This is a genomic window from Bacteriovorax sp. Seq25_V, assembly GCF_000447795.1.
In the GTDB taxonomy this organism is placed as follows: domain Bacteria; phylum Bdellovibrionota; class Bacteriovoracia; order Bacteriovoracales; family Bacteriovoracaceae; genus Halobacteriovorax_A.
Window position 1 is genome coordinate 214,883 of record NZ_AUNI01000014.1, and the last position, 11,896, is coordinate 226,778.

The following is an 11,896-nucleotide window of genomic DNA, read 5'->3' on the forward strand; positions in this document are numbered from 1 at the left end:
TCCTTTATATATTAAAAAACTAAAATTTATATTGAATTAACAAAGATTTATAGCACGTGTTAATTCATAGTGTAAAGAGTCTGGCGCTAAAAAGCAAAAAAAGCAACCTAACCTATTGAAAATACCTCGGTGGCTTCTTTTCTTCATCCTCAACAATTCTCAAGTTAGCCTTCCCCTTTGGTGCTTTCGTTGCTCTCCCCTTAGAGATTATCTTCTTAAAAAGGTCGAGGTGCTCGATCTTGAAGAAGACAAGGCCAAAGCCCATAGCGAAAAGATTACCAAAGGCCATTGCTCCACTCGGAGTAAATAACCCAGAATATAAGCTCATTCCGGCCAGGATCATACAAAAGTACTTGGCCTTAATTGGGATAAGCATAAAGAATTGAAAAACTCTATCTGGAAATAAAACTGCGTAAGACACACACATTGCGGAACTTAAAACATTCATTCCATGAAATGGAAATCCAGTCACTGCGCCACCAAGAGCAACACTAAAAACTAAATAAGCAAGTCCTGAGAAAATAACAGTCATGAGCAAATAGGCCAAGTACTTTCTCTCTCCCCAAATTCCTTCAAGCTCACTTCCAAGAAACCAAAGCAATAGCCCAGAGAAGACAACTTCCATCAAACCAACATTCGCAAATGGATATGTGATAATTTGAAAGATAAATCCAGATGAGAAGCTTGCAAAGCTTAGTCCCAGAAAATTTACAAGTGGAACGTGAAGCACATTGATAGCAATAGAATTTAGAACAAAAGAAACACCAAGAATAATAAGAAGAATCTTATTAACCTTAGATAAATTTGGCATATATATTTGTTGCACGACAAACTCCTAAATTACATCTTCTGTGAAATTTCGATTAAAACTCCACCCGTTGATTTTGGATGAATGAAATTTACAAGACAATTATTTGCTCCACTTCTCGGAGTTTCATAAAGAAGTTTGTAGCCTAATGCTGTTAATTCTTCTGATTTTTTTACAACGTCCGGGACACGGTAACACATATGATGAATACCTGGACCTTTCTTCTCAAGAAATGCTTGAATTGGACCTTTTTTATCAATTGGCATTAATAATTCAATATGTGCATTTTCATCAATATGTGCAAATGATGTTTCAACTTGTTGATCAAGTACAGTCTCTCTCTTATCAAAAGTTAGACCTAGATCCTGATATACCTTTTCTGCAACATCCAAGTTTTCAACCGCAACTGCAATATGATCAAGAAAACAATCTTTATTAAACATAGAATACTCCTTATTTATTTTGAAAATAACTCTAGCGCACTTTTATCCAATTGGCGATTATCAAGAGCGTCGTAGAAATCTCGATCTGAGGACTGATGCTTCAATTTCACGTGCATCCTCTCATTATTGATAATGATCTTAAAGAACTCAGTTGCCTGCATACGCAATGCTTCACTTCTTTTTTCGATTAAATACTCTTCGGACTTAAGTTTTGAAACGATCCTAAGCTCAGAAGGAGAGAATAACATCTCCCCTGCATAAGTCATACTTGTAAGAATTAATAACGATAACATGAACCTATAATAACTTATTTTCTTATAAAGTCACAGGTGGCGAATCGTACGCATCATCACAACGATTTGGATCAGTTAAATCAAATACAGGATCACTCGAAGATGTTGGCGCCGCACAGAAACCATTTACACAATCACCATTTTTTGGAACTGAGTAACAACGCTTTTCACATGAGTCATTTCCATTCGCATCTTTTGTCTTAATGATATAACACTCACGAACATTTTCCACACGACAGAATTCTTTACTCACGCAAGTTTGACTTGGAACTTTTGAACAAAGAACAGCATTTAAATCATCTGGAAAGTGATCCGCACAAACTCCAGATCTACAGCAAAGCGAAGAACACTCAAAATCAGAAGAACAAGTTAGCCCTGTACCAAGATTTCCTGTTGAGAGACTATCGTCCTTACATTGAGCAACGATATCTTTTGAAAAACATCTACTATTAAAGCAACACTCACCTGTTCCACAAGAACGATTATCTGTACAAGTTTTCATTGCATTAAACTCTAGCCCTTGAGAAACTCCCAGCCCAGCTTTTAATAGTTGAATCTTTACATCTTTAGAAGTTGCTAAAACTTCTTCGATCCCGTCATTATAAGTAACAATCTCAATCGTAGCTGTAACATTACAACTAGAGATTGTCTCTTTTGAATAGGAGTCGAAGTTTTTAGCTCTAATATTACAACCGTCCATCCACTTAGTGTCTCCAGCAGTAGGTAGAGTTAAAAGTGATTTTGAATTAAATGGATAAGTAGCTCCGTAATACTGAACCCCAGATTGAGAGTAATTAATCTTCCCTGCACGTGGAAATAAGAATGATTTAAACCCAGTTGTCGCCCCTCCAGTAAAAGAGTATTGGAAAATTCCAGTTGGAACATCATCGGCTACTGTTATTGGAGAGAATATCGCATCACTTGAGATTTCCCATGTGCTTTCAGTTCCAAAAGTTTGATAAGGCCCCATGTATAAGTAATTTGTCCCACCAAAATCAGTAAGACCTGAAATCCCCCAAGGAACAACCTGACGGCCAAGTGCTGCTTCAGTATCAGACTCTAATCCTGAATCAGGCATACATTTTTTCAAAGTATACTCACTTGTATCACCAGTATAACCGGCGCCAAGTACATCATACATTTCATAAGTAGGAATATTTTGAACTAAAACAGGTGTACCGTCTTGAAGTACAGATTGGCCTAATGTCGAATCTGCAATTTTTGCATAAGCATAGAGACAAGTTTCACCGGCAGCATCGCAAGAACTATTGGCCTGAGACCATTCAAATGTTGGGTCATCTTCGATATTTAATCCTCGACAATAAAGACCAGCATTAGTTGGATCAGTTGTTGGATCTGTAGCAGTTAAAGGATTCTCTTCACCATAGTCGTTATAATCAAATAGATCATAAAGAAGTCTTAAATTCTTAAAAGGCTTACTATCCATATCGAGAATAATTACGTCGATATTTGTTCCATTTTGAAGACCTCCTGGCACTCGTCCAATAACAGCAGGAACAATTATTTCACTCTTCTCTCTTCCAAATGAAAATTTAACAGAAATAATTTTATCGTCTTTATTAAGCGACGAAATATTAAGACCTGAAAGATAGAGATAACCTTCAAAGTCTTTTGGAATTGATACTTTCTTTCTAAAAGTTCCAGAGTTTGGATCTACAATTTGAGTTAGTTCAACAATTGAAACAGCACTAGATTCACCGTCGGAAATATCACCATCAGTATCGGTCGTGGCCCCATCTCCAGGATTTGTTTTATCACCATTCTTGGCCTCTCCAGTCGATGCAGTCGAACGAGTTGAACGAGGATTTTGAGGTGACATACAACTTGAAAATCCAAGAAGGATAGCGATCATTAATGTGATTATTTTATTCTTTTTTACCATTTCAATCTTCTCCACCTGTCTCTTCGGGACAATGGCTTCAAGTATTTACATTGTAACAGAGGACCGGCACTTCCTACCTCTTCGACAAGAGGATTGATATAAAATCAAACACTTATCGAGCACCCCTAAAAGAATATCAAATTTCCGATGCCAATATTCTTCATCAAATCAATGATTTTAATACATCAACATAACTAATAATTCCGGTTAGTTTTAATTCTGAGTCAACAACGGGCAGTGCACTGACATGTTCTTCACATAGAACATGTGCGATATAACGCACCGGTGTTTCCTCATCACAGCAAATAACAATTTTAGAGATGTAATCGCCAACGACGAGTTTTTCAAGAAAAGGCTTATCGATATGTGGAAGAATATCTTTTAAAGAGATAATCCCAATGAACCTATCCCCTTCAAGAACAGGTAAATGACGTAATTCGTGTTTTTGCATACGTCGAAAAACATCCGATAAATTATCACGACTTTGGCATGTCACCAGTTTACGAGAGCAGATATCAATACAAAAAACTTCATCAGCAGGCAGAGGTTTATCTTGAGTCTTTGTCTCCCCTTTTCTGATTGTAGGATCCAATCTTTTCTTAGATGGGTCGTAGTTAAGATAATCGAAGTGATGTTCGCGCATCTCTTTTCCAAAGAACATATAAAACATGATTACCTCCCCTCTTTATGTTAAAGTATTCACTGTATCGGAGATTTTTATGATTGAATTATATGTATTTAGACATGGTCAAACAGATTGGAACAAGGCCGGCAGGCTACAAGGGCACAGCGATATTGCGCTTAATGATACAGGTATATCGCAGGCAAAGAAGCTTGCCATGAAATTCGAAAAGATAAAAATTGATCATATATTTTCTAGTGACCTTATAAGGGCCAAAAGTACAGCAGAGCTTGCTCTTGGAGAACTAATCCCTATGACTCTCCATCCTGGTCTTCGAGAAGTTAATATTGGAGATTATGAGGGACTTGCAAAGGATGAACTCCCACAAACATTTAACCTTGATGCCTGGCTTGCTCGTGGTGAAAATTTAAAGTTTCCTAATGGAGAGAGTAAGGAAGAACATCGAGATCGCATCGTTCAAACGATAAAAGAAATTGTAGCCTCAACAGAACATAAGTCTATTGCCATCTCCACTCATGGGGGTTCAATGGCACGACTCCTTGAGTACTGTGAAAATTATCACCAGGATATTATTTTGGAAAACTGCGCTCTAGCGAAAGTTACTCTTCAACAAGATCAGTTTCTATTTGAGTGTTTCCTTTAATCGAATCTGCAAGGAAAGAAATAATAATCCCTGTGTAAATACAGATAAAAATAGCTGTTAGCAGTGAGAATGCTCCAGCGACAGCGTAATTGTTTCCACTGATCAAAAATATCTTCTCTGTTGCCTGTCCTACGACTCCAAGGAAAATACCAACAACTAAAATTGCGATATATGCTCCCTTATTGGACATCACCGAACGCTTCGTCAAAGCAAAAACACCTTCATCATCCTTTTCATAATGATCAAAAGCGATGGCCACAACTGGCACCATCGCATAAAAGACGTAAACCAAAATACCAGGGACTATAAAAAGAAGAGCTCCTAAAAGCGCACATATTCCGAATGCCAATTCGTAAAATAAATATGTAGGAATATCCCAGAAGCACTTAGCTAAAGAGAACGGAATCGTTGTTAACTTACTTAAAAATATATTAATCAGATAAACAGTAAGAATAACTTCAATAAATGCTTCAGCAATAGTGCTCACAATATTATGGGCATCACTCTGATAACCTACGGTCATCATAGAGTAGAGATCAATGAGAACTAAAATGAGAATGACTGGGAAAATCATTTTAAAGTTATTTTTAAACAACTCTACCGACTGATAGAAAAAATCAGAAAACTTCTTACCTTCCATGGGCAAACCTACCTGCTAGTATTCTTCGAAAGTTCTTCTTTGAAGATTTTTACGTACACCAGGAACAGAGAAAATCCTATTGTGGAATGAAATATAAATTCCCGGTGAAAGTATCTTACTGGCAATTAGTGCTTCTGTCACATTTTGAAAAGCATCACTATCAGTGAATCCCATTGGCTTCATGGCCCCAGTGAAAACAATGGCCGATCCCACTTCCCCTAAAGTTCGAAGACAGTACTCTGCACTTTTTGCCATGGTATCCGTTCCATGAAGAACGATAATTGGACACTTCTTTTCAAGTTGGACGCTTAGTGTCTTAACAAGAATATTGCGATCATAATCCGTAAAATGAAGAGAATCTTTATTAATGATATTGAAAACGTGAACTTTAGTATAAGGAAGTCGAAGGTAACTTAGAATTTCTTTATTAAGAATTGATTCTTTATTTGTAAGTGATCCATCTGATTCATCATAAGACTTATCAATTGTCCCACCAGTTGTAATCAAAATGATATCTTCACGATTTTCGATCTTGTTCATTACTATCCTTCACTATGTCTGATTATAAGGCCTTATATCACTAAAGATAAAAAAAGCAAAAATGAAAAGCGTCCAAACCTTGACGTTTGAAAAATCTATACCATATTGATAGTAGATTTATTTAAGTAAAAAATTTCAAGGAGTTAGGTAATCATGACAACAAGAAAAGGTGAAATTTCGGTATCTACGAAAGATATTTTTCCAATCATTAAGAAGTGGCTTTACTCAGAGCACGATATTTTCCTAAGAGAACTTATTGCTAACGCGAGTGACGCAATCACAAAGAGAGCAACAATGGCCAGAACGACTGGCGCAGAGCTTCAAGATGGACAAATTCAGGTACGTGTAAATAAAGACGCTAAGACTGTACAGGTTATCGATAACGGAATCGGGATGACTGAAGCTGAGGTTGAAAAGTATATCGCTCAACTTGCTTTCTCAGGTGCTGCAGAGTTCGTAAAAAAACTCGAAGAAGCTGGGGGAGAAAAAAATAACGAGATCATCGGAAAATTTGGTCTAGGTTTCTACTCTGCTTTCATGGTTGCAAGCAAAGTTGAAGTTGATTCTCTATCGATGACAGAAGGTGCAAAGCCTGTTAAGTGGACTTGTGAAGGTGACACAGAATATAGCTTTGAAGACGGTACTCAAACTGAAGTAGGTACAACAATTACACTTCACATTAATGAAGAGTCACTTGATTTCTTAAATAAATGGAAATTAAAAGAAACACTTTCTAACCACTGTGATTTCATGCCATACGCAATCACACTTGTTGATGTAAACGAAAAAGTTAAGCCAAAGAAAGAAGATGGAACAGTTGATACAGATGCACCAGAAGTCGCAGCTTCTCCAGAACTAATTAATGAGACAAAACCAATTTGGAAACGTGACCCGTCTGAGCTAACAGATGAAGACTACAAAAACTTCTATCGAAAACTATACCCAATGGAAGGTGAACCATTATTTTGGATTCACTTAAAAGTAGATCACCCATTCACACTAGATGGTGTTTTATTCTTCCCAAAATTCAATCCTACAAAACCGTTTACAGATAAGAACATAAGACTTTACTGTCGCCAAGTTTTTGTTTCTGATAACGTTAAAAATATCATCCCAGACTTCTTAGGACTTCTTAAAGGAGCTATCGACTCAGTTGATATTCCATTAAACGTTTCAAGGTCATCTCTTCAAGGGGATCCAAATATCAGCAAGATCTCTAACTATATTGTGAAAAAAGTTGCTGAGGCCCTTAAGAAACTAGCAAAGAAAGATAGAGAAAAATACGAATCAATCTGGAACGATATCGGACTATTCGTTAAGTATGGTTGCGTGAGCGATAATAAATTTGACGAACAAATGAGAGAGAGAGTTCTTTTCAAGACAAATGAAGGAAGCTTTGTAACTTTTGGAGAATACGAAGAGTCGATCCCAGCTGACTACAAAGAAAAAATGAAGAATAAAGTTCTCTACTTTGAAAAGGACAAAGCGGACGTAACTCTTTTAAATAACTTAAAAGAAGCTGGAATTAAGGCCGTAGAAACTGATGATCACATCGATCCACACTTTATCCAGCATGCAGAGTCACATAAAATCGGTGACTCAGAGCTCGTAAAATTTACAAGTGTTGACTCAGAAATTGAAAATATTCTTGGAAGTGATAATACAACTGAAGACGATATCAAGGTAAAAGAGATGTTCTCGAAGTTCCTTGATATTAAGCTTGATGACCAAGATAGTATGGCACCAAAGGGAATTGAGATCGCAAAGATCAAAAATTCTACAACTGCCGCCTATATTAAAGTAGACGAATCGATGAAGAGATTTGGACAAATGACAAAGTCGATGGGACAAGGAATGAGCTTCCCAGTTAAGAGAACTCTTGTTATTAACCCACAAAACCCACTGGTTCAAAACGCTTTAAAACTATCTGGAGACGCAAAGAATGAAGGACTGGCAAAGAAAATCTGTCTTCACGTAGAAGATCTTGCCAATATCTCTTCTGAGGGTCTAGGGGCAGAACAAAGAGAGCTTTTCGTGAAGAGATCTCAAGAGTTAATTGCTGAATTATCTAGTCTTGCTTTATAGGTTTTCCTAGGGCATCTTCCTGGTTTTTTCAATACGCTAATAAAATGTTCTAGGAGCCCCTCTCGTAAGAGAGGGGTTTTTTTATCCCATATTCCCTGCCAATAAACTTTGCCCATTTTCAATAAATATATGAACACTACATAGCTGTAATCCTTTGAGATTAAGCATTATTTAAAATTACATTTATATTTATTCCCAAGCTCTATAGGAGGAAATATGACGATGCACTACTCGCTTATAAAAAGTAAACCTACTGACCCCAAAGAAATTGAACTCTACAATCAGATCTACGAATTTTGGAAATCCCAATGGTCAGATGTTTTAGGAGATAAATTTTGTGGCGATGATTTTTTCAGACAAGAGTATATTTCTGTAATCACTGACGATGAGAAAATTGCGGCCATACACCTTTACACAAATTTCAATTCTGCTTTCGAATCGAATCAAGATCATAGTTATTTTAAAGACTACCCAAAAGATTTTTTCAACAAGATGAGAGAATTGAATTACTTAAAATATACAACATGTGAAAGCTTAACAGTACATCCAGACTTTAGGAAAACGAATTTATCTCGAGTTCTTTTTCAAATTTCTTTTTCACTTGCACCTTACTTTCACTCAGATGCTTTAATTGGCCCTACAATTATTAAAAATGGAGCATCAAAAACAGGACAGGAAGCGGGAGCTCAAGTAGCATTTTCCCAAATCAACTACAAAGGCTACGAATGTGACATTCTCTACTATCCAAAGACTTGTATTCTGATAAAACAAGATCAAATAGTAAATCACATGGTCGAAAGACTGTGGAAAAATAGAAGTGACTATACTGGCCTTACATTAGATATAGATGCTAAAGAAAAGCTTGTCGCTTAATTCTTGTAGAGACAATCGGGAACGACAGTCTAAATGTCGTTCCTTTATTCAATTCAGAAAAGACATCATACTCAGCATTAAAGCGGCTCAAGAAGTTACTCGCAATAGAGAGACCATAGCCAGTCCCCTTCTCTCCTTCTGTGCCAGGAGTTGTTGAAAGTTTTCCAGACTTTTTAACTTCCGCAAGACATTCCTCACTCATCCCAACACCTGTATCTTGAATCTCAAAAACAGCAACTTTATTATCATTGAGAGTATTAAGTGATAATCTAACCTCTCCTCCGACAGGTGTGAACTTTATCGCATTTGAAATGAAGTTATTTAAAACAGAAGCGGATAGAAACTCATTAGAGGCCTTAACAAAAATATCAAAATCAGGTTGTTCTACATATTTAAGATTTACACCTTTTTCTACAGCAATTAAATTCATCTGCTCCACAGAGTACTTAATCGCTTGATTCAGAGAAACATTCTCTAATTTTACTTCAGAATTTTCACTAGAGATGAAAATACGTGTTTCTTCAATCATATTAGAAATTCGTTTTGATGAATTAGAAATCTTTTCTAGACTAGATAAAACTTGTTCAACATTTAGATTTTTTCTTCGCATAATTTGATTTACGCGACCATCGATAACAAGTAGAGGATTACTAATATCATGAGAAAGAACTTTTAAAAGAACTGTGACCTTCTCTTTTTGTTCTTCAAGTTGTGAGTTCTTCAGCTTCACTTCTTCATTTAAATTAGCTTGAATGTCATATAGTCTCTCAAGCTCTGCTTTTTGTTCCTCGATAAGAAGAAGTTCTGAATAGGTATGTGAAAGTAACTTAGTTGCTCTTATGAATCCAAAAGGAAGCTTTAAAAATGATTTAAAGATAGAGCTTAACTTCAAACTAGTTGGAGGAGTGATTATGTATCTGACTTCGCTCTCTGATAACATTTCTGTTTGCACTAAGGAGTCCCCTCCTCCTAATTGTGTTGGAAAAATTTTAAATACTTCAGCATATACATCAAAAAAACCTAAGGTCGGTGCATTCCCACAAACTTTCATCGTGAGGACAACGTTTCCTATAGAGTCATTTGCATAGGTATATTTAATATTTTTAAAAAGATAATTTCCAATAAAGTTAGCTTGGCACCAATATAAGAAGCGATAAGAAACAATGCCTGAGAAAAGTCCCTGAAGGGTGCTATACTCTCTTGAGTTAACGGCAAACTTTGAAATTAGCGAATAATCATCACCGATAATGCGAAAAACATTTTGTAGAGCAATATTATAGTCACTCCAACTTGAGCGCGCATTTGTTTTAGCTGCTTGCTCATAAGTAATAGTTGTTCCTTCAAATAGGAGATCGACACTAAGTCCGAGAGACTTAAGAGTGTTAATCATGCATACATAATTTATATTTAGTACTTCCATTGCTATTTCCTAGCCGAACTATAGACGTTTCCTTTGAAAGTTGGCAACAACAAAGACTAAATAGAATTATAACTAGTCTAAATTACATTGAGTTTTTTGGAAATTCATAAACTAGTTCACAATATTATTCTAGGAAAATCTTTAAGATAAAGTTCAATTGTTCTAACTAGCCATGGGAGACATTCGTGAGAAATCAAGACTTAGAATTAGTTTTTAAAAATTGTATCAATGAACTATCTGAAGAGTTCAAAGAGATTAATCTCCTAGACAAACAAGTCTACCTAAGCTGGCTTGCACAAACTTATTTTTTTACATCTCATTCTGAAAAAACTCTGAAGTATATATCTTCAAAATCACAAAATAATGACGAGAGTCAAAGGTGGAGTGATCATGCCACCGAAGAGCAAGGGCATGAAAACCTGGCCCTAGGTGATTTGAAAAGATTGAATGGAAATATTTCTGACTATCAAGAATTTGAAGAGACAGCAATGCTTTACCGTGCCCAGTACTATTATTGCGCTATTAATAAGTCACACGCATGCTTTGGCTGGATATTAGCTTTAGAGGGTCTTGCTGCTTTAATTGATAAGAATCATATTGCAAAGATCATTGAAACACATGGTAAAAGGGCATGTAAATTTATTGAAGTGCATACAAATGAAGACCCTGAGCATCTCGACAGCGCCTTTGAAGCGATAAGTAAAATTGCGGACAAAGAAATGATTATTGAAAACTTGATAAGTTCAACATATTTCTATAAGCGTATGCTCCAGAGAGTAAAAGAAAAAGCAATTGAGGCAAAAGCACTAGAAGCTGCTTAAAACTAAAAAAGAGACTCCTTTAAAAAGAGTCTCTTTATAGCTTTAAAGTTTTCATAATATTAAGAAGTCATACTCTTTTCTTCAAAGTCACGACCAAAACTTGTGATATTTACAACTCTATTGTCATTATCTGCAGAATCATTTGTTGCAAATGAAATAGTAGTCGAGTTAACAATCTCTCTACCATTAGTTTTCGATTTCTTAGAATATAATAAGTGACCTTCTGCCCTTTCCATTTCCTCTTTACAGTTAATACAGTGAGTAGCAATAGGTCTTGCCATTAACCTCTTTGTTCCAATATTAGTGCCACAATCCTCGCACTCTCCGAAAGTTCCATTCTCGATTTTCTCAAGAGCGTGATCAATCTTCTTTAAGAATAACTGATCCCTTCCTTGTAATTTTAAGTTTAATTTTGCATCTCTTTCATTGTTGATCTGGTCAACGAGGTCACCAGAGTTTAAATTCTCTAGTCCATTCTCTGCCACCGATGATACCTTTGTTAGTAGTTGACCTTTAAGCGCTTCGAAAAGAATTTTAAAATGGTTAAGATCTAATTGGTTCATATTTCCTCCTGGGCATTGTTAAGTTTTTGCTTCTTGCATCCTATAGAACATCCTGTTCTCGAGTGATAAGCTTCCTGCCCTTCCCTCTTGCTGGAGTATAGAGCAATGCTCGTGCCAAGTTTTTGGACCTAAAAAGGGAGAAATTAAATATAATTAATAGGAAGCGGTGCAGAAATGACCACATAAGGTAGACGCGAAACGCCTACCGGTGTCACTTTTAA

13 protein-coding genes are annotated in these 11,896 nt (G+C 36.2%); 4 read left to right on the plus strand and 9 right to left on the minus strand.

Annotated elements, in window-relative coordinates; translation table 11 throughout:
• Positions 1 to 112 precede the first annotated feature (112 nt).
• The 5 genes from M900_RS07235 to M900_RS07255 form a co-directional block, all read right to left on the minus strand.
• Positions 113 to 826: a rhomboid family intramembrane serine protease gene (locus M900_RS07235; RefSeq protein ID WP_021274171.1), complete on the minus strand. Its 714-nt coding sequence runs from the start codon at positions 824 to 826 to the stop codon at positions 113 to 115.
• Between the two features lie 14 nt (positions 827 to 840).
• On the minus strand, positions 841 to 1,251 hold the full coding sequence (gene mce, locus M900_RS07240; protein WP_021274069.1) for a methylmalonyl-CoA epimerase: 411 nt from the start codon (positions 1,249 to 1,251) through the stop codon (positions 841 to 843).
• Positions 1,252 to 1,265: 14 nt separating this feature from the next.
• Positions 1,266 to 1,544 (minus strand): hypothetical protein, encoded by a 279-nt coding sequence (locus M900_RS07245; protein WP_157680584.1) that lies wholly within the window; start codon positions 1,542 to 1,544, stop codon positions 1,266 to 1,268.
• Between the two features lie 22 nt (positions 1,545 to 1,566).
• Positions 1,567 to 3,447, minus strand: a complete 1,881-nt coding sequence (locus M900_RS07250) for a hypothetical protein (protein ID WP_021274196.1) — start codon at positions 3,445 to 3,447, stop codon at positions 1,567 to 1,569.
• Positions 3,448 to 3,610: 163 nt separating this feature from the next.
• Positions 3,611 to 4,117 carry an HPP family protein gene (locus M900_RS07255; protein ID WP_021274305.1) on the minus strand — a complete coding sequence of 169 codons (507 nt, stop codon included), beginning with the start codon at positions 4,115 to 4,117 and terminating at the stop codon, positions 3,611 to 3,613.
• Between the two features lie 49 nt (positions 4,118 to 4,166).
• Here M900_RS07255 and M900_RS07260 point away from each other — a divergent pair, with 49 nt between their 5' ends.
• Positions 4,167 to 4,733, plus strand: a complete 567-nt coding sequence (locus tag M900_RS07260; protein WP_021274127.1) for a histidine phosphatase family protein — start codon at positions 4,167 to 4,169, stop codon at positions 4,731 to 4,733.
• Here the strand turns inward: M900_RS07260 and M900_RS07265 are convergent.
• Together M900_RS07265 and M900_RS07270 are read right to left on the minus strand one after the other, a co-directional pair.
• The gene (locus tag M900_RS07265) at positions 4,690 to 5,373 is read right to left on the minus strand and encodes a hypothetical protein (RefSeq protein WP_021274082.1); all 684 of its coding nucleotides are present in this window, start codon (positions 5,371 to 5,373) and stop codon (positions 4,690 to 4,692) included. The two genes, M900_RS07260 and M900_RS07265, sit on opposite strands and share 44 nt — an antisense overlap.
• Before the next feature lie 15 nt (positions 5,374 to 5,388).
• A complete protein-coding gene (locus tag M900_RS07270; protein ID WP_021274033.1) occupies positions 5,389 to 5,913 on the minus strand; it encodes an asparaginase domain-containing protein in 525 nt (174 codons plus the stop codon).
• A gap of 153 nt (positions 5,914 to 6,066) precedes the next feature.
• Here M900_RS07270 and htpG point away from each other — a divergent pair, with 153 nt between their 5' ends.
• Together htpG and M900_RS07280 are read left to right on the plus strand one after the other, a co-directional pair.
• Positions 6,067 to 7,998, plus strand: a complete 1,932-nt coding sequence (htpG, locus tag M900_RS07275; RefSeq protein WP_021274284.1) for a molecular chaperone HtpG — start codon at positions 6,067 to 6,069, stop codon at positions 7,996 to 7,998.
• 216 nt (positions 7,999 to 8,214) lie between these two features.
• Entirely contained in the window at positions 8,215 to 8,871 is a 657-nt protein-coding gene (locus M900_RS07280) for a hypothetical protein (RefSeq protein WP_034731811.1), read from the plus strand.
• Here M900_RS07280 and M900_RS07285 read toward each other — a convergent pair.
• Positions 8,849 to 10,291, minus strand: a complete 1,443-nt coding sequence (locus M900_RS07285; RefSeq protein WP_021274186.1) for a HAMP domain-containing sensor histidine kinase — start codon at positions 10,289 to 10,291, stop codon at positions 8,849 to 8,851. The two genes, M900_RS07280 and M900_RS07285, sit on opposite strands and share 23 nt — an antisense overlap.
• Positions 10,292 to 10,476: 185 nt before the next feature.
• Between M900_RS07285 and M900_RS07290 the strand changes: the two genes are divergently transcribed.
• Positions 10,477 to 11,112: an iron-containing redox enzyme family protein gene (locus tag M900_RS07290; RefSeq protein WP_021274110.1), complete on the plus strand. Its 636-nt coding sequence runs from the start codon at positions 10,477 to 10,479 to the stop codon at positions 11,110 to 11,112.
• Between the two features lie 59 nt (positions 11,113 to 11,171).
• On the opposite strand, the gene M900_RS07295 is transcribed toward M900_RS07290, so the two are convergent.
• The gene (locus tag M900_RS07295; RefSeq protein ID WP_021274122.1) at positions 11,172 to 11,675 is read right to left on the minus strand and encodes a TraR/DksA C4-type zinc finger protein; all 504 of its coding nucleotides are present in this window, start codon (positions 11,673 to 11,675) and stop codon (positions 11,172 to 11,174) included.
• Positions 11,676 to 11,896: the final 221 nt, after the last annotated feature.